Below are 17,911 nucleotides of genomic sequence, written 5' to 3' on the forward strand. Positions count from 1 at the left end.
GGCTTAACTTTGTTCAAAAGGGCCTGCCACAGATCCCGGGGCCTGGGACCGGGCGGGGGGGGTGGGGGGCCCCCGCCCCCCCCCCCCCCGGGGGGGGGGGGGGGGGCCCCGCGGCCCCCGCGCCTCCCGTCCGTCACGACCGCGTCAGCGGTTGAAGAAGAGCAACCCGCGCACGTACCCGGCCTGCCCGGCGTGCTGCGTGCAGTCGTCGAGGATGCTGACGAGTCGCGCGCCCCGCGTGACGGGCGGGTCCCACGCGTCGTCGACCACCGGGTCGAAGTCCGCCGGCGCGAGCGTGCCGACGTAGGCGACCGTGCGGTCGTGCACCGCGCGGAGGTAGCCGACCAGCAGGTCCGCCGAGGCACGGACGCGTCCGACGTCGTCCCGCGACATGCCGTAGCCGAGCGCCTCGGCGGGGAACGGCAGTCCGAACCGCTCCACCCAGCCGTCCGCCGTCCACACCTGCTCGGTGCCCGCGAGGTCCGCGATCTGGGCGTCCTGCCCGCGCGCGATGTGCCACGCGAGCCAGGCGAGGGTGTTCGCACCGGCGGCCGGACGTGCGGCCAGCTGGTCCTCCGACAGCCCGCTGACGGCGCGCTCGACCGTGGCGGGGACGCGGGAGAACGCTTCGATGAGGAGTTCTGAGGGGGTCATGCCGGCAACGCTACGCGCGGTGTCCGACACCGTTCGTCACGGCTGCAGGCCGGCGATCGTCCCCGCGACGGAGACCGATCGCGAGTGGCGTTCGAGCGCAGCGCCGAGCCGGTCGAAGGCGTCGGCGAGGCCGGCGCGGTCGCCGGGGGAGATGACCTCGCGGAACGCCGACGAGTAGACGGCGCCGATCTCGCGCGCCACCTCGGACCCGGACGGGGTGAGGTGGAGGAGGATGCTGCGGCGGTCGTCGGGGTTCGGGCGACGCTCGATGTGGTCGCGCTTCTCGAGCCGGTCGATCAGGCTCGTCATGGCACCCGTGGAGAGCTCGAGGTACTCGCCGGCCTGCTTCGGCGTGATCCCCTCGCCGTCGGCGGACGCGAGGAAGAACACGAACCGGGCGTCCGTGGCGTTCAGCCCGCGGGTGGAGCTCTCGTGGTGCAGGACGCGCGCGTGCTGCATCTGCAGCACGCGGAACGCCGTCATCAGCGTCGCGACGTCGCCGTCCGGGTCGACCTCGGGGATGCTGACGGTCGGCGACACGGGGGCAGGGGGGAGCTGCGCGGCGTCGAGGGGTCGCGCGAGCGCGGTGGTGGTGTCCGTCATCGGGCGGCTCTTCTCGGGAGGGTGATCGCCTGCGCGATCGGCGGGACGGCACGGGTATGCCGTCGTGCTGCTCATTGAACAAGTATCTCACCGATTGAAGTACCCCCAACTGTGGGGGTGTAGCTTCCCTTGTGAGCCACACGGCGCTCAAGTAGCTTGATCGTCGTAGCAACCACGGCGCCGTCGCGACCAACCACCGCGGAACCCCGGCGCCCCTTTGGATCAGGAGCTCCGTCATGTCCCGTGTCACCCCGCGCGCTGCGCGTCTCGCCGCCTGGATCGCCATCCCCGCCGCTCTCGTGGCCTCGGGTGTCGTCGTCTCGACCGCGTCCTACTCGGCCTTCTCGGCCACCACGGTCAACCCGACCAGCAACTGGACGGCCGGCAGCGTCGCGCTCACCGACGACGACAACAACACCGCGCTGTTCAACGCGACCGGCCTCAAGCCCGGCTCGACCGGTGCGAACTGCATCACGGTCACCTCGACCGGCACGCTGCCCTCGACCGTGAAGCTCTACGGCACGAACGCGGCCACGACGAACGCCCTCGCGTCGAACATCAACCTCACCGTCGAGCAGGGCACGGGCGGCGGCTTCGGCTCCTGCACCGGCTTCACCGCGGCGTCGACCAACGGCACGCTCTACAGCGGTACCGTCGCGGGCTTCGGCACGGCCTCGACCAACTTCGCCACGGGTGTCGGCAGCTGGGCCCCGACCGGCAGCGGCTCGGAGTCGCGCGTCTACCGCTTCACCTACACCGTCTCGAGCACCGCACCGAACACCGTGCAGGGCGGCACCGCGGCCCTCGGCTTCACCTGGGAAGCCCAGAACAGCTGAGCCGGCGACACGGGAGCGTGATCGACGCTCCCGTGTCCTCCGCGTGACGTCCGGGACCGAGCCCGATGCGGGCCCGTCCGTCACCGTCCGACAACGCGCCCCCGGTCGAAGGCAGTCATGGTCAGCATCGAAGTGCACGGCGGTCCCACGCCGCACGACGTGCTCCGTGACGCCGTCGACTGGGGGCGCATCGTCGTGGCCACGATCGCCCGCGGCGTCGTCGCGACCTTGCTCGGGCTCGCGCTCTGGGCGGCTGCTCCCGCCGTCATCGGTTGGCAGCCGACGACGGTGATGACCGGATCGATGGAGCCGCGGCTCACCCCCGGCGACGTCGTGGTCTCCCGCCCGGTGTCGGCCGGTGACGTCCGGATGGGCAAGGTCCTGCTCGTCGACGACCCGGACCAGCCCGGGCACCTCCGCATGCACCGCTACGTCGAGGACGGTCCGCGCGGCACGATCGTCACGAAGGGCGATGCCAACCCCCGGCAGGACTCCACGCCCGTCGAACCCTCGGCCGTCCACGGAGTCGCGTTCCTGCGGGTCCCGTTCGTCGGTGCGCCGATCGTCTGGCTCCGCGCGGGGGAGTGGGGCAAGGTCGGGATGCTGGCACTCGGTCTGGTCGCGGTGCTCGCGCTCTGCACGGTCGACGGATCGCTGCGGCGGTTGGTCGGTCCGGCGGGGCGCTCGTCGGACGACGATGCGGCGCGCGACGGGGGTGGCGGGCCGGACGGTGGCGCTGGCGGCGTGCGTGTCCGTGACGGTGGCGGTATCGGCGTGGGCGTCGGCGTGGGTGACAGCGCCGGTGCCGGTGACGGCCAGGAGGCGGGGGTCGACTCCGTCCCGCGCGTCGCCACGGCCCCCACCGTCGTCGTGAGCCGCCGTACCCGCCGCCGCGCGGACCGCCGAGCGCGTCGGTTCCGCCGTCTCGGCGGCGCCGCCGCCGTCCTCGTGCTCGCGGGCGGGGCCGGGTTCCTCCTGCCGGCAGAGGCCGTCGCCGGGCCGTGGTCGCGGACCACCGTCACGTCCACCTCGTTCGGCGCCGCGACCGCGACGAGCGTCGCGACCCTCACGTGCACGCAGCTGAACAGCAACACCGTCACCATCGCGTGGACGTACACCGGCGTCACGCCCAACTCGTTCGACCTCGTCTACCAGACCACACAGGTCGCGACGGTCGCGGGGACCGAGCGGTCGCTGCCCTACAGCGGTGGCGGCCTGCTCGACCTGGGGACGACGTACACGGTGAACCTCCGCACGAACCTCGGGGGGACCTGGACCGCACTGAGCACCCCGACCGTCAAGGTGAAGGTCACGTCACTGCTCGGCATCTCCTCCGCGACCTGCGCGCCCTGAGTTCTCCACAGGTCGCCGCGGGGCACCCGGCGATGTCCCCGGCCGGCGCTACCGTGACCGCATGCGCATCCTGCACACCGGCGACTGGCACCTCGGCCGCACACTGCTGGGTGCCGACCTGCTCGAGCACCAGGCGGCCTTCCTCGACTGGCTCGTCGACCAGGCACGGGCGCGTGCGGTCGACCTCGTCGTCGTCGCCGGGGACGTCTACGACCGTGCCATCCCGCCGGTCGACGCCGTCCGGATGCTGTCCCGGGTGCTCGAACGGCTGGCCGAGACGGCCACGGTCGTCATCACCCCGGGCAACCACGACTCCGCCGCACGACTCGGCTTCGGTGCCGGCGTGATGGACCCGCGGGTGCGGATCCTCGCCGAACCCGCAGGCATCGCCACCCCGGTCCTCATCGACGACGCCGACGGGCCCGTCGCGGTGTACGGCATCCCGTACCTGCACCCCGACCTCACCCGGTACGCCCTCGCGGCGGTGCCCGACGAGCCGCTCGCCCGCTCGCACCAGGCCGTCGTCGGTGCGGCGATGGACCGCGTCCGCGCCGATCTCGCCCAGCGACCCGGTACGCGCAGCGTCGTCGTGGCCCACGCGTTCGTCGGCGGGACCGAACCGAGCGACAGTGAGCAGGACATCCGCGTCGGCGGGGTCGACCGGGTGGCGCGTGCCGTGTTCGACGGCATCGACTACGTCGCGCTCGGGCACCTGCACGGGCCGCAGCGCGTGGGGGACGGCGACCGCGTGCGGTATGCGGGCTCGCCGCTCGCGTTCTCGTTCGGCGAGCGGCACCAGCAGAAGTCCGTCACGGTCGTCGACCTCGACGACTCCGGGCAGGTGACGGCCGAGCTCGTGCCGGCGCCCGTGCCGCGGCGGCTCGTCGACGTCCGGGCCACGATCGACGAGATCGAGTCCGGGGCGCACCGGTCGGCGGCGGACGCCTGGGTCCGCGTCGCCGTGACGGACACCGTCCACCCGGAACGGATGTACGCCCGGGTGAAGGACCACTTCCCCCACGCCCTCGCCATCACGCACGAGCCGGCCGACCGCTCCGAGCGTGCCGCCGCCCATGCGGTCACGGCGACGTCCGACCCGGTCGAGGTGGCAGCCGACTTCGTGTCGTTCGCCACCGGCACCGTGCCGGACGACGACGACCGCGCGATCCTGACCGAGGCGTACGAAGCTGCTGCCCTGGCCCTCCAGCGTGAGGGGGACCGCTGATGTACCTGCATCGGCTCGAACTCCGCGCGATCGGCCCCTACCCGGACCTCGTGTCGATCGACTTCGCCGCGCTCGCCGCCTCCGGGGTGTTCCTGCTCGAAGGGCCGACGGGTTCCGGCAAGTCGACGATCATCGACGCCGTGGTGTTCGCCCTCTACGGCGGACTGGCCGGTGCCGACGCGAGCGACGACCGGTTGCACAGCCAGCACGCCGACCCCTCGGTGGAGCCCTTCGTCGAGCTCGTGTTCGAGACCGGTGCCGGTGTCTACCGCATCCGACGCACGCCGCAGTACCAGCGCCCGAAGCAGCGGGGGACCGGCACCGTGAAGCAGCAGGCCTCCGCGCAGTTGTTCCGCCTCGCCGGGCCGGCCGACGTGGCCGGTGAGCCGATGTCCTCGCGCATCCCCGAGGTCGCGGTCGAGATTGCCCGGATCATCGGCCTCGACAAGGCGCAGTTCCTGCAGACCGTCGTCCTGCCCCAGGGCGAGTTCGCCCGGTTCCTGCGGTCTCCCGGCGAAGACCGCCGCAAGCTGCTGCAGTCGTTGTTCGGCACGCAGGTCTACGACCGGACGGCCGACGAACTCGCTGTCCGCCGTCGCGCCGTCCTGGCCGAGGTCGAGGGCGCCGACGCCCGGGTCCGCGACGCCCTGAACCGGTTCGCCCAGGCTGCGGGTGTCGACGAGCCGGACGAGTCCGACGTCCCCGCGACCGTCGCGGCACTCCGAGCGACCGCCGACGCTGCCGAGTCCGCTCGCGCCACCGCGTCGCACGCGGCCGCTTCTGCGGCGGCGCACGAGCAGTCGGTCACTGCTCGTGCAGCCGCACTCGACCGCCGCGCCGTCCTCGTCGCACGTCGTGCGGAACTCGACGCGGGTGCCGACGGGGTCGCCGCGGCCCGCGTGCGCCTGGCGTCGGGCGAACGCGCTGCCCGCGTCGCGGTCGTCGCCGACGGGCTCGACGCCGCACGCGCCCGCTCCGACCACGCCACCGCGGCGGCGGACGCCCTCCGCGCACTGCACGGCGTGACGACCGACCGAGACGCCCTCGCCCACCAGCGGACCGCCGTGACCGAGTGCCTCGCCGCGGTCCGGCACCGCATCGACCTCGAGCGAGCGCTCCCCGGCAGGCGTCGGGCGATCACCGACGCCGTCGCTCGCGGAACCCTGCTCACCGAACGCCTCGCCGAGCTCGACACCGCGCTCGATGCCCGCCCCGGCGAACGCGCCCGCATCGTCGAGGACGCCCGGGCCGCCGCTGCGCTGGCCGCCGGGTCCGAGGCCGCGCGGCTCGAGGTCGAGCGTGTGCGTGCACTCCGGGCCGACCTCGTCGCCCGGGCCGCGTCCGAACGGCGCGTGCAGGGTGCCGAGCAGACCGTCGTCGCCGCCCGCGCCACCGCCCACGAGCTCGTGCGGGTCGAGCAGCAGTTGCGGGAGCGCCGCATCGCCGGACTCGCCGGAGAGCTCGGCGCCGCACTCCTGCCGGGCGACCCGTGCCCGGTGTGCGGGGCGACGGAGCACCCGGTCGTCGCGACACCGCAGGACGACCACCCCACGACCGAAGCGATCGAGGCCGCGGCCGAACGTGCCCGGCGTGCCGAGCGCGCCCTCGGTGACGCCGCGACGGCCCTCGCACTCGAACGGGCCGAACTCACCCGGCTCGTGCAGGTCCTCGGTGACGTCGACGACGACACCGTCGACGCCCTCGCGGCTGCGGCCGACGCAGCCGTCACGGCGGCGCACGACGCGGCCGTCCGCGTGCGCGACCTCGAACAGCAGCGGGCCGCACACGACGAGGGAACGCGCACCCTCGAACGGCAGCGGAACGAGGTCGACGCCGAACGCGCCGTACTCGCCGGAGCAGCCGCAGCAGATGCCGAGCGCCTCGAGCAGGACGAGTCGGCGGTGTCGGCCGCGATCGAACGCGTGGCCGAACACCTCGACGGTGCGCCGGAGACCCTGCGCCAGGGGGTCGAGTCGCTCGACGCGCTCGTCGGTCGACTCGACGCAGTGCTCCAGGCCGACAGCCGCGCGGACTCGGCAGCAGCAGACGTCCGCGAACGTGCGGCCGAGGTGGACCGGGTCCTCGCCGAGCAGGGGTTCGACGACGTCGCCTCCGCCCGCGCCGGGGTCCTCGACCGAGCGGACGCCGAAGCACTCCGGGCCGAGGTCGCCCGGGCCGACCAGGCACGGGCGGTCGTCGACGCGGGACTCGCCGAACCGGCGGTCGTCGCTGCGGCCGACGACGACCCGGCAGCGCTCGACCTCGACGGAGCCCGCGCAGCACGGGACGCCACCGCAGCCGCGGCCGAGGCAGCCGTCCGCGCTGCCACGTCGGCGGTCGACCAGGCCGTCGCGTCCGAACGGTGCGCAGCCGAGCTGGACGCCGCGGTTCGTGCCCGCGACGACACCTCTGCGCGCAGCCGGGCCGTGGTGCGGCTCGCCGACGTCGCGGCAGGGGTCGCAGCAGCCAACCCCACCGGGATCACCCTCGGCACCTACGTGCTCATGCGCCGGTTCGAGGACGTCGTCGCCGCAGCCAACGACCGGTTGCGGGCGATGCTCGCGGGCCGGTTCACGCTCGAGACCTCCGACGAGCGGGAGTCCGGCTCACGTGCACGGCGCACGGGCCTCGCGCTCGCCGTGCACGACCAGACGACCGACACCGTGCGCGACCCCCGCAGCCTGTCCGGCGGCGAGACCTTCACGGTGTCGCTGTGCCTCGCGCTCGGTCTCGCCGACGTCGTCCAGGCCGAGGCGGGCGGGGTCTCCCTCGGCACGCTGTTCGTCGACGAGGGGTTCGGCACGCTCGACCCCGAGACGCTCGACGACGTGATCGGGCAGTTGTCGCGCCTGACGGCGGGCGGCCGTCAGGTCGGGATCGTCAGCCACGTCGAGGAGCTCAAGCAGCGGATCCCGGAGCGCATCGCCGTGCGGCGCACGTCCGACGGCGGATCCCGGGTGACGACCACGGTCTGACGAGCCCGCGCCCGCGCCCGTGCCCGCGCCCGCGCCCGTGCCCGTGCCCGTGCCCGCGCCCGCGCACGAACGCGCCCCCGCGCACGCACCCGCCCCCGCCCCCGCCACCGTGCGGGGTCCCGCGCTCGGTGCGAGGCCCCCGACGTCCCACCGTCAGCGAAACCTCGCACGGTGCGGATCCAGGACGCTGCGCAACCCCGCGCGTCAGGGCGACGGCGACACGTCCACCGTGCCGTCCGGCGGCGGCAGGATGTCCGCAGCGACCCACGGGAACACGAACGTGAACAGGACCCACACGATCGCCGCGAGGAGCACGAGCAACTCGATCACCTTGAGCGCCGCGGGGCCGGGCAGGATGCGCCAGACGAACGGGAAGATCACTTCGACGTCTCCGAGAGTTCCTTCGGGGTGCCCTCCGACGCGGGCATCCAGTAGTCGAGCTTGGCGTGCGTGACGTACCGCTCCTTCGCCGACCACATCGGGTGGCACGCGGTCAGGGTCAGCCAGCGGTCGTCGGCCGTCGGCTCGACCCCGGGCTTGTTCGGCACCGGGGCGATGGTCTCGACGTGGTCGGGCGTGACGATCTGCGAGTCGGTGACCTTGTAGACGTACCAGACGTCGAACTTCGTCTTCGCATCGGTCACACGCACCACGACGTCGTCGCCGGTCTTGAGCTCGGCGATCTGGTTGAGCGGCTTGCCGTAGGTCACCCGGTGCCCGGCGACGGCGAAGTTGCCCTCGGCGCCCGGCATCGCGGTGTCCTGGTAGTGCCCGAGGCCGATCGTGTTGAGGACCTTCTCACGGTCGGTGCCCTCGCCGATCGGGCGCTCGTAGTCCTTGCCGAACCGGGGGATCTGCATCGTGCCGAAGACGTCGGTGACGTTCGGCGGCTCGGCGAGCACGGGAGCGGGCCCGCGGTGCTCGGTGCCGGTCCCCGAGACGTCCTTCTGCCCGAGGCCGTCGACGAGCTTCGTCTGCTCGTTGACCGCGACGACGTCCGTCCACCACGCCGTCCACACCACGTACAGCCCGGTGCCGGCGCCCGCGATGATGAGCAGCTCGGCGATGAGCGAGACGATGGCGCCACCCACGGTCTGGCGGCGACGCGGTGCCCGTCGTGCAGCACCGGCCGCGCCGTCGCGGCGGTCTCGGCGCGACGGGAGTGTCTCGTGTGCGGTCACGGGGCTCCTGATCCGGATGGGGTGGTCGGACAGGTCTATCAGATCACGACGACGACCCCGTGACGAGGTTGTCCACAGCACCGTTACGGTGAAGTGATGCAGCACCTCCTCCGCCGGTTCGACCCGGCCGACACCGAAGCCGTCGTCGCCCTGTGGCAGGCCTGCGGTCTCGTCCGGCCGTGGAACGACCCCCGCCGCGACATCGCCCGGAAGCTGACCGTGCAGCCCGAGCTGTTCCTGGTCGCCGAGGACGCCGAGGACCCCGCCCACCCGGTCGTCGGAGCGGGCATGGCCGGGTTCGACGGGCACCGCGGCTGGGTGAACTACCTGGCGGTGCAGCCGGACCTGCAGGGCTCGGGGCTCGGGCGCGCGTTCATGGCGGAGTTCGAGCGACTGCTGACGGACCTCGGCTCCCCGAAGCTCAACCTGCAGGTCCGGGCCGGCAACGAGCAGGTCATCGGCTTCTACGAGGCACTCGGCTACACCGACGACCGCACGGTCTCGCTCGGCAAGCGGCTCATCCCCGACGCCTGACGCCCGCTCCGGCCGCCCCGAGTCTCGGCTCCGCGGACAGTTTCGCGGCTCTGCGAGCACGAAACTGTCCGCGCAGGCGAGACTCGCCCAGTGCGGCGCTGCGCCCGACCTACGCGAGCGCCAGCCCCACCGCGGCGCCGAACGCCAGCACGATCCCGGCCCACTGCACGGCCGTCAGCCGCTCCCGGAGCACGATCCCGGCGAGCACGACCGTCCCGATCGGGTACAGCGCGTTGAGCACGCTCACCACGGGCAGGGTCGCCGGGTCCTCACTCGAGTGCAGCCCCGCTTGGATGAACACGTTCGCTGCGGCGTCGAGGACGCCGCAGGCGACCACCGTCCACACCAGGCGGGCCGGCCAGCGTCCGCCACCACGGATGCCGGGAGGCGCGGCAGACCCCGGAGCGTCGGCCGACCTCGCGGGGTCTGCCGCGCCTCCCGGGCCCCGCCCCGCGGCCCGCCCCGCGGCCCGCCCCGCGACCGCGGCCCGCCGCGGCACCACGACCGCCGCCGTCCCGAGCAGCACCGCCTGCAGCACCCGCGACACGACCAACGGCGCCACCCCCGCGTCCGAGGGCGTCATGTCGTACGCGAGCACGATCCCGCCGAAGCCGCACCCTGCGACGGCCGCCGTCACGAGCCCCACCGCGGTCACCCGCGCACCCGACGTGTCCCGCACCGCCGCCACCAGGACCACCGCGACCACCGCGACGACCAGCGCGACGACCGCGAGGCCGGACAGCGCCGTCCCGCGCAGCACCGCCACCAGGACGGGCACGACGGCGGCGAAGACGGCGGTCAGCGGCGAGAGCACGCTCATCGGGCCGATCGCCAGCGCGCGGTAGAGGAGGAGGACGCCGACGCCTCCGGACGCCCCCGCGACCGCGCCCCACAGGACGGACTCCGCACCGAACGCACCCCCGACCACGACGAGCCCGACCAGCAGGGGCACGATCCCGACCGCCGCGGCGACGGCGGCGACGGTCACCGCACGGACACGACGTGACGCGAGGCCGCCGAGGAAGTCGGCGAACCCGTAGACGAGCGCGCCGGACAGGCCGAGGAGGACGGTGAGCACGGCTCCCATCCTGCCCGGCCCGGTAGCCTGCGTGGCGTGAGCGTTCCCTACCACCGCCTGCCCCGCGTCGACGCACGCTGGAGGTGGTGGCGCCCGCTCGTGGCGCTGGCATTCCTCGCCGGCTGGTACTTCGTCTCGCAGGTGATCATCGCCGTCGCGTACTTCGTGCCGATCGGCGCGACCCAGGGGCCACAGGCGCTCATCGACTTGCAGAACGACCTCGCGAGCGGGGCGCTCGACCCCACCGACCCGGTGGTGCTGTCGCTGTCGCTCGTGTCCCTCGTGGTCCTGCTGCCGGGCATCCTGCTCGCGGTGAAGATCGCGCGCGTCGGTCCCGCCGGGATCCTGTCGTCCACGCGGTTCCGGGTGCGCTGGGGCTGGACGGCCTGGTGCCTCATCCCGACGCTCGTCGTCGCGGCGATCATGTTCGTCGTGCAGACCGGGCTCTTCTGGGACGGCGGGATGATCACGACGGACGGTGGCTTCGCCTGGAACCACGCCGCGATCGGCCAGTCGACGGTGTCCCTCGGCACGCTGACCACGACGCTCGTGCTCGTCATCGTGCTCGTGCCGTTCCAGGGCGCAGCGGAGGAGTACATCTTCCGCGGCTTCCTCATGCAGACCATCGGCTCGTGGATCCCGGTCCGCATCGTGGGCACGGTCCTCGCCGTCGCGGTGTCGACCGTCGTGTTCGCCCTGCTGCACATCCCGAACGGCTACAACGTCTGGGGCATCCTCGACGTCGGGTCGTTCGGCCTCATCGCCGCGATCATCGTGCTGCGGACCGGCGGCCTCGAGGCGACCGTGCTGCAGCACGCCTTCAACAACATCATGATCTTCGTGCTGCAGGCGCCGGGCTGGTCGAGGATCGACCTCTCGTCGCAGGACGCCAACGGGACCATCGGCGGCTGGCTCGTCACGCTCGGTACCTCGCTGCTCTACTGGGGCATGGTCGAGGTGCTCGCGCGGTGGCGCCACCTCGACCGCCGGTTCGCGGGCGCGGCCGCACCGCGGTTCCGTGGTCCGACACCGGTCTGGGCGGGTGGCGGGCGCTGGTTCGGTCCAGGAGGCACGGGCTGGGCGAGCGCCCCGGCCCACCTCGACGAGACGGCCGGCTCGGCCGACGGGGCGGACGCAGCACCTGTGGACAACGCCGTGGGTGTCGCCGGTCGGCCGTAGGCTCGTGGCATGAGCACCACGCCCGCGCCCGCCGCCGTGTCTGCTTCCCGAGCCGCCGCGCTCGACGTCCTGCACCGCGTGTGGGGGTACGACGACTTCCGGGGCGAACAGGCCTCGATCATCGACCAGATCGTCACCGGGGGCGACGCACTCGTCCTCATGCCGACCGGCGGTGGCAAGTCGCTCTGCTACCAGGTGCCGGCGCTCGTGCGGGACGGCGTCGGCGTGGTCGTGTCGCCGCTCATCGCGCTCATGCAGGACCAGGTCGACGCCCTCGCGGCGAACGGCGTCAAGGCCGCGTTCCTCAACTCCACGCAGGGGCCGGACGAACGTGCCCGAGTCGAACGCGCCGTGGTCTCGGGCGAGGTCGACATGCTCTACCTCGCGCCCGAGCGGCTCCGGCTCGAGTCCACGCGCGCACTGCTCGACCGCGCGCAGATCGCCCTGTTCGCCATCGACGAGGCGCACTGCGTCGCCCAGTGGGGCCACGACTTCCGGCCGGACTACCTCGAACTGAGCGTCCTGCACGAGCGCTGGCCGACCGTGCCGCGCATCGCCCTGACCGCCACCGCGACGCCGCAGACCCACCGCGAGATCTCCGCCCGCCTCGGCCTCGACGACGCCGCGCACTTCGTCGCCGACTTCGACCGGCCGAACATCCAGTACCGCATCGAACCGAAGACCGGGGCGCTGCAGCAGCTCCTCACCTTCATCCGCACCGAGCACAGCGGCGACGCGGGCATCGTGTACTGCCTCTCCCGCAACTCGGTCGAGCGCACCGCGGCCGCGCTGTCCGAGCAGGGGATCCCGGCGCTGCCCTACCACGCCGGTCTCGACGCCAAGGTGCGGGAACGGAACCAGTCCGCCTTCCTGCGCGAGGACGGCGTCGTGATGGTCGCCACCATCGCGTTCGGCATGGGGATCGACAAGCCGGACGTCCGGTTCGTGGCACACCTCGACCTGCCGAAGTCGGTCGAGGGCTACTACCAGGAGACCGGTCGTGCCGGGCGCGACGGGCTCCCATCGACCGCCTGGCTGGCGTACGGCCTGAACGACGTCGTGCAGCAGCGCCGGATGATCGACCAGTCCGAGGGCGACGCCGCGCACCGTCGGCAGCTCAGCGCGCACCTCGACGCGATGCTCGCCCTGTGCGAGACCATCGAGTGCCGGCGCGTCCGGCTGCTCGCGTACTTCGGGCAGGAGAGCACAGCGTGCGGCAACTGCGACACGTGCATCGCCCCGCCCGAGTCGTGGGACGGCACGGTCCCGGCGCAGAAGTTCCTCTCCACCGTGGTCCGGCTCGACCGTGAGCGCGGCCAGCGGTACGGCGTCTCGCACCTCGTGGACATCCTCGTCGGCAAGCAGTCGCCCCGCGTGCAGGAGCTCCGGCACGAGTCCCTCGCCACGTTCGGCATCGGCAGCGACCTGGGCGAGGCAGAGTGGCGCACCGTCGCCCGACAGCTCCTCGCGCAGGGCTACGCGGCAGTGTCCGGCGACGGGTTCGGCACGGTCGTCCTGAGCCCGACGAGCGCCGACGTCCTCGGCGGCCGCGTGCAGGTCCGGATGCGGCGCGACCCGGTGAAGGCACCCCGGGCCTCCCGCAACCGCCGGACCGTCGTGACGGACATGCCGCAAGAAGCCCTCGGGCTGTTCGAGGCCCTGCGCGCCTGGCGTGCGGCCCAGGCCCGCGAACAGGGCGTCCCGGCGTACGTGGTCTTCAACGACGCGACGCTGCGGGGCATCGCGGCGGTGAAGCCGTCGGACGAAGACCAGCTCGCCGAGATCTCCGGCGTCGGCGGGGCGAAGCTCGAGCGCTACGGCCGTGCGGTGCTCGGCGTCGTCGCCGCGGCCGAGTGATCGCGACACATTCCGTGGCGGGCATGCGATCGGGGTCGTGATCACTACACTCGGAGACTCCCGTCACGAGGAGGCCCGTGTGTCCGGATCGTCGAAGTACACCACGCTGAGCCGTGCCTTCGTGGCGCCGCTCGCTCGCATGATCTGGCGGCCGCGGATCATCGGTCGGAAGAACATCCCGAAGCGTGGCCCGGTGATCCTCGCGAGCAACCACCGCTCGTTCATCGACTCCCCGACGATCGGCCTCCTCGCCCCGCGGAAGGTGTTCTTCCTCGCGAAGAAGGAGTACTTCACGGGTAAGGGCTTCCGGGGCTCGGTGACGCGGGGCTTCTTCGAGGGCATCGGCGCGATCGGTGTCGAGCGGGGTGCGGGCTCGGCGGCGCAGGAGGCCCTCGACCTCGGGCTCGAGCGGCTCCGGGCCGGCGATGCGTTCGCGATCTACCCCGAGGGCACCCGGTCCCTCGACGGCCGCCTCTACCGGGGCCGCACCGGAGTGGCCTGGCTGGCCCTGACGAGTGGTGCACCCGTGGTGCCCGTCGCCCTCACCGGCACCCAGGACGTCCAGCCGGTGGGGTCGCGCGTCCCGAAGCTCGCGAAGGTCACGGTCGAGTTCGGGACGCCGCTCGACCTCTCCGGCTTCGGAGAGGCCTCGTCCGGCCGGGCTCGTCGCCACGCGACGGACGCAGTGATGGCGGCGATCCAGGAGCTCAGCGGACAGGAACCCGCGAACGCCTACAACAACCCGCCGGCGACGATCGTCGAACGGGTGCGGCAGGTCCTCCGACGCGACGACCCGACGGCTGCGGTCGAGCCCGACTGACGAGCGCATACACGAAACATGCTATTGCACATCTGAAATACTGGTGGTTGAATGGAGTCGTGCCCAGGGGCACACTCCGACCGCGTCCCGCCCGAGAACGGGACGCCCGACCACCTGATCGGAAGGCAAGCAGCATGTCCTCCACGCCGCTCTTCGACTCCATCGCCCGCCGTGCCGAACGGCCGACCCCGCTCCGGCGGCACCGGCAGCTCCGAGCGCGCCGACCATCTCCCGGGCCACGTTCGCCCCCGCGCCGACCTCGCCGATGACCGCCCCGGCCGAGCCGCAGGGCCCCGTGTTCGTCCCGGCGTCGCTCGTCGCCGCGATCGAGGCCATCCCGACGCGCGTGGTCGCCGCGACGACCGCCCACGCGGTGGCTCCGGAGCAGCTCGTCCTGGTCGAGGCCGTCGCTGACGCGATCACCCGCGCCGTGGTGGACGCCGTCGTGACCGAGCTCGACCGCATCGCCCGCGACGGCGTCGTCCGCGCCTGAGCCGGCCCTCGACGAAGCCGATGTCCACGACGACGGACCGCCTGCCGATGCGCCCGCGGGGCGCCGCTCGCCACGCGGCGAACGCCCCGGCCGGGGTCGAGCCGCTCCCCACCCGTCGTGCTCGCCGTGCGGAAGAACGTGCGGCGGCGGACCCGACCTCCGTGACCGGCACCGGCACCGGCACCGGCGCCACGCCGCTGCGCGACGCCGCTCCGAGCATCGAGACGCCGGGCGCCGACGTTCCGGGCGCCGCCAGCCTCCGGCATCCCGACGTCCCCGCGGCGTCGCCGGCGCCGACACCCCCGGCGTCCGAGCCGTCGACCCCGCCGGCAGCCAGACCGTCGGCCCGCCGGGCTGCGTCGGCCCCGCCGGCCGTCCCGGTCGTGTCCCCGACCGTGACGACCGGAGCCGTCACCCACTCGACCACCGGGGCGGCGGTGTCCCCTCCCGCCGCCCCGGTCTCCACCAGCGCAGGGAACCCCCAACCCCTGCCGTCGCGACGGACGCTGCGCACGGACCAGCCCGCGATCCGCCCCACTGCCCTCGGGCATGCCGTCACCCAGGCGATCACGCTGCCGCTCCGCTCGATCGGCTCCGCCTTCGCGTCCGCGCGGGCCGTCCCGCTCACCGCGACCGCCGTCGCCGCGTGCCTGTTCGTCACCGTCGCCACACCGCAGACGGCGACCGCAGCGAGCGCGACGTCGGTGCTCCCCGCGCTCGACGTGCAGGAGTACACGACCTCGGCGACGTCGACCGCCCGCGCCGAGCGGGACGGCTTCGCGATCGGCCGGGCACCCGAGCGTCGGGCGGCAGCGGCTCCGACGTCCGAGCCAGCTCCCGGCGCCTCGGCGGCCAGGCCCGTCGCGGGGACGATCCCGGCAGCGGGCGGCTTCGGCTCCCGGTGGGTCAGCGGCTGCGGTGCGTGTTCGACGAACCACCAGGGGCTCGACTTCGCCGCGCGCGAGGGGACGGCCGTCGTCGCGGCGATGTCCGGACGCGTGGTGTCCGCCGGGGTCGTCGGCGGGTACGGCAACCAGGTCCTGCTGCAGCACGCCGACGGCTCCCAGACCCGGTACGGGCACCTCTCCCAGATCGGTGTCCGGGTGGGTCAGACCGTGACGGCGGGGCAGCGCATCGGCGCCGTGGGGAACACCGGCGTCTCGACCGGGTCGCACCTGCACTTCGAGGTCCTCCACGGTGGGGTGGCGGTCGACCCGGCGGTGTGGCTCCGGGACCGCGGACTGCTCTGACCGACGGCGCGTACCGTCGAACGGGCGACCGCACGGTGCGGCGCAGGGACGGAGACGCGCGTGCGGGTGACGGTACTGGGGACCGGGGCGATGGGTGCCGGGGTGGCTGGGTCGCTGCTCCGCGAGGGCCACACGGTGACCGTGTGGAACCGGAGCGCCGACAAGGCCGCTCCGCTGGGTGAGCAGGGTGCGACCGTGGCGGACGACCCCGGTGCAGCGGTGGCCGATGCCGAGGTCGTGCTGCTCACGCTCTTCGACACGGACGCGGTGGTGGACGTCCTCGAGGCCTCCGCGGGCGAGGCCCCGACCGACGCCGTGTGGGTGCAGTGCTCCACGATCGGCGTCGCCGGCACCGAGACCGTCGTGCAGCTCGCCGCGAAGTACGGGATCACCCTCGTCGAGGCGATGATGCTCGGCACGAAGGCACCCGCTGAACAGGGCACCCTGACGATGCTCGCCGCCGGACCCTCGGACGTGCTCGACCGCATCGACCCGGTGCTCGACGCGATCGGCGCGAAGACCGTGCGTGCGGGGGACCAGGTCGGTGCCGGGACCGCGCTCAAGCTCGCGGCGAACGCCTGGATCGCGTCGATCACGGCCGCGACCGGGCAGTCGCTCGCGGTCGCGAAGTCGCTCGGGCTGGACCCGGCGCTCTTCCTCGAGGCGATCGACGGCAGCGCCAGCGACTCGGCCTACGCGCACGCCAAGGGCGGGTCGATCATCGAGGGATCGTTCCCGGCGCAGTTCGCGCTCGACGGTCTCCGGAAGGACATCGGCCTCATCACCGACGCCGCGCGCAGCACGGGGGTGTCGACGGTCCTGCTCGACGCACTGGGCCGGGTCTACGCCGACGCCAGCGCTGCGGGACACGGCGGCGACGACATCGCTGCCGTCGGCACGGCGTTCTAGCGCAGGTCGTCACGCGGGGCCGTGCGGCGCCCGTCCCGTCCGAGGAACCGTCGGAGCGCGTTCGTCAGGCGACCCACGGTCTCGTCGTTCATCGTGTTGGCGAGGTCGAACGCCTCGCGCGCGGGATCGGCCCCGGCCTGGATCCGACGGAGTGCGGCGTCCGCGCGGGCCCGGGCGTCGAGCTCCGCCAGGGGCATGTCGTCCTCGGGGTCGTGCGGCACGGGAGTCGCGGTGCCGTCGGTGCCCGTGTCTGCCATGCCAGCAGGCTACGCGGACCGGCTGACGCGGTGCCCACGACCGGCGACGTCGACGCCGTCCACGACGCGGACCATCTCGTCGAGGAACGACACGATGACGGCCATGTCGTCGGTCGACAGGTGCTCGGTCGCCTCGACCGCGCGGGAGTCGAGCTGGTCGATCACCCGGAGCACCTGGCGCATCGAGCCACCGGACGCGGTGAGGATGACGCCGCGACGGTCGTTCGGGTCCGGGTGGCGTTCGACGTGCCCGCTCCGCACGAGCCGGTCGACGAGTGCCGACGTCGACGCCGGGGTGATGTCGAGGTGTTCGGCGAGGTCCTTCGCGTTGACCGTGCGGCCGGCCTCTTCCGCGTCGAGGAGTGCGCGGAGGGCGAGCAGGGCGTTCTCGCCGATGCCCAGTGCCTCACGCGCGCGTCGCTGTGCCGCGCTCTCGGCGCTCCGGTACCTGCGGAGTGCGTTCAGCACGTCCACCGCGTCGACCCGGGAATCCTCGCCGTACCAGAACCCCGCGGCGCTCGTCGTCACCTCGGTACTCATGGTCACAATGCTAGACGCTCTAGTTAGATTGTCTAGCGAGCGCGGAGAGTGGACCGGGGACGCACGCCGGACGTCCAGGATCGGACCCGGCGCACGGGCGCACCAGCGGGGTCCGCGCCGAGCCGCAACACCCGTGACGCGGCGACGAAACACCCTCGCAATCCCCG

Annotated in this window: 18 protein-coding genes; 11 read left to right on the forward strand and 7 right to left on the reverse strand. The window is 73.3% G+C overall.

Annotated features, from left to right (window positions below; genetic code table 11):
• Positions 1–144 precede the first annotated feature (144 nt).
• Positions 145–654: a DinB family protein gene (locus ACIPKM_RS04515; RefSeq protein WP_071295043.1), complete on the reverse strand. Its 510-nt coding sequence runs from the start codon at positions 652–654 to the stop codon at positions 145–147.
• A 36-nt stretch (positions 655–690) separates the two neighbouring features.
• Complete coding sequence (locus tag ACIPKM_RS04520; protein ID WP_070416984.1) at positions 691–1,257, reverse strand: MarR family winged helix-turn-helix transcriptional regulator; 567 nt, start codon at positions 1,255–1,257, stop codon at positions 691–693.
• Between the two features lie 236 nt (positions 1,258–1,493).
• Here ACIPKM_RS04520 and ACIPKM_RS04525 point away from each other — a divergent pair, with 236 nt between their 5' ends.
• The 4 genes from ACIPKM_RS04525 to ACIPKM_RS04540 all read left to right on the forward strand — a co-directional run bounded on the left by ACIPKM_RS04525 (position 1,494) and on the right by ACIPKM_RS04540 (position 7,646).
• On the forward strand, positions 1,494–2,093 hold the full coding sequence (locus ACIPKM_RS04525; protein WP_070416983.1) for a hypothetical protein: 600 nt from the start codon (positions 1,494–1,496) through the stop codon (positions 2,091–2,093).
• Positions 2,094–2,210: 117 nt separating this feature from the next.
• The gene (locus ACIPKM_RS04530; protein ID WP_071295044.1) at positions 2,211–3,446 is read left to right on the forward strand and encodes a S24/S26 family peptidase; all 1,236 of its coding nucleotides are present in this window, start codon (positions 2,211–2,213) and stop codon (positions 3,444–3,446) included.
• A 61-nt stretch (positions 3,447–3,507) separates the two neighbouring features.
• Positions 3,508–4,671: an exonuclease SbcCD subunit D gene (locus ACIPKM_RS04535; protein ID WP_071295045.1), complete on the forward strand. Its 1,164-nt coding sequence runs from the start codon at positions 3,508–3,510 to the stop codon at positions 4,669–4,671.
• A complete protein-coding gene (locus ACIPKM_RS04540; protein WP_402736253.1) occupies positions 4,671–7,646 on the forward strand; it encodes an AAA family ATPase in 2,976 nt (991 codons plus the stop codon). The genes ACIPKM_RS04535 and ACIPKM_RS04540 overlap by 1 nt, the downstream gene beginning before the upstream one ends.
• Before the next feature lie 204 nt (positions 7,647–7,850).
• Here ACIPKM_RS04540 and ACIPKM_RS04545 read toward each other — a convergent pair whose 3' ends face one another.
• Both ACIPKM_RS04545 and ACIPKM_RS04550 read right to left on the reverse strand, forming a co-directional pair.
• The gene (locus ACIPKM_RS04545; protein ID WP_156794771.1) at positions 7,851–8,027 is read right to left on the reverse strand and encodes a hypothetical protein; all 177 of its coding nucleotides are present in this window, start codon (positions 8,025–8,027) and stop codon (positions 7,851–7,853) included.
• Positions 8,024–8,827, reverse strand: coding sequence for a class E sortase (locus tag ACIPKM_RS04550; protein WP_229087447.1), 804 nt, complete (start codon positions 8,825–8,827; stop codon positions 8,024–8,026). Before ACIPKM_RS04550 ends, ACIPKM_RS04545 begins: the two co-directional genes overlap by 4 nt.
• A gap of 96 nt (positions 8,828–8,923) precedes the next feature.
• Here ACIPKM_RS04550 and ACIPKM_RS04555 point away from each other — a divergent pair, with 96 nt between their 5' ends.
• Complete coding sequence (locus ACIPKM_RS04555) at positions 8,924–9,361, forward strand: GNAT family acetyltransferase (protein ID WP_402736254.1); 438 nt, start codon at positions 8,924–8,926, stop codon at positions 9,359–9,361.
• Positions 9,362–9,470: 109 nt separating this feature from the next.
• Here the strand turns inward: ACIPKM_RS04555 and ACIPKM_RS04560 are convergent, their stop codons facing one another.
• Positions 9,471–10,439, reverse strand: a complete 969-nt coding sequence (locus ACIPKM_RS04560; RefSeq protein WP_402736255.1) for an EamA family transporter — start codon at positions 10,437–10,439, stop codon at positions 9,471–9,473.
• 36 nt (positions 10,440–10,475) lie between these two features.
• Between ACIPKM_RS04560 and ACIPKM_RS04565 the strand changes: the two genes are divergently transcribed.
• The 6 genes from ACIPKM_RS04565 to ACIPKM_RS04590 all read left to right on the forward strand — a co-directional run bounded on the left by ACIPKM_RS04565 (position 10,476) and on the right by ACIPKM_RS04590 (position 16,947).
• Positions 10,476–11,618 carry a lysostaphin resistance A-like protein gene (locus ACIPKM_RS04565; RefSeq protein WP_402736256.1) on the forward strand — a complete coding sequence of 381 codons (1,143 nt, stop codon included), beginning with the start codon at positions 10,476–10,478 and terminating at the stop codon, positions 11,616–11,618.
• Between the two features lie 9 nt (positions 11,619–11,627).
• On the forward strand, positions 11,628–13,475 hold the full coding sequence (gene recQ, locus ACIPKM_RS04570; RefSeq protein ID WP_402736257.1) for a DNA helicase RecQ: 1,848 nt from the start codon (positions 11,628–11,630) through the stop codon (positions 13,473–13,475).
• Between the two features lie 79 nt (positions 13,476–13,554).
• Positions 13,555–14,295 (forward strand): 1-acyl-sn-glycerol-3-phosphate acyltransferase, encoded by a 741-nt coding sequence (locus ACIPKM_RS04575; protein ID WP_070416975.1) that lies wholly within the window; start codon positions 13,555–13,557, stop codon positions 14,293–14,295.
• 265 nt (positions 14,296–14,560) lie between these two features.
• Entirely contained in the window at positions 14,561–14,788 is a 228-nt protein-coding gene (locus ACIPKM_RS04580; protein WP_402736258.1) for a hypothetical protein, read from the forward strand.
• Between the two features lie 20 nt (positions 14,789–14,808).
• Entirely contained in the window at positions 14,809–16,038 is a 1,230-nt protein-coding gene (locus ACIPKM_RS04585) for a M23 family metallopeptidase (RefSeq protein ID WP_402736259.1), read from the forward strand.
• A gap of 60 nt (positions 16,039–16,098) precedes the next feature.
• Positions 16,099–16,947 carry an NAD(P)-dependent oxidoreductase gene (locus ACIPKM_RS04590; RefSeq protein ID WP_402736260.1) on the forward strand — a complete coding sequence of 283 codons (849 nt, stop codon included), beginning with the start codon at positions 16,099–16,101 and terminating at the stop codon, positions 16,945–16,947.
• Here the strand turns inward: ACIPKM_RS04590 and ACIPKM_RS04595 are convergent.
• Both ACIPKM_RS04595 and ACIPKM_RS04600 read right to left on the reverse strand, forming a co-directional pair.
• Positions 16,944–17,204 (reverse strand): hypothetical protein, encoded by a 261-nt coding sequence (locus ACIPKM_RS04595; RefSeq protein ID WP_402736261.1) that lies wholly within the window; start codon positions 17,202–17,204, stop codon positions 16,944–16,946. The genes ACIPKM_RS04590 and ACIPKM_RS04595 overlap by 4 nt on opposite strands.
• A gap of 9 nt (positions 17,205–17,213) precedes the next feature.
• Positions 17,214–17,744 carry a MarR family winged helix-turn-helix transcriptional regulator gene (locus ACIPKM_RS04600; RefSeq protein ID WP_070419236.1) on the reverse strand — a complete coding sequence of 177 codons (531 nt, stop codon included), beginning with the start codon at positions 17,742–17,744 and terminating at the stop codon, positions 17,214–17,216.
• Positions 17,745–17,911 lie beyond the last annotated feature (167 nt).

Origin of the sequence: Curtobacterium sp. NPDC086286 (genome assembly GCF_044746255.1) — a bacterium.
Classification (GTDB): Bacteria; Actinomycetota; Actinomycetes; order Actinomycetales; family Microbacteriaceae; genus Curtobacterium.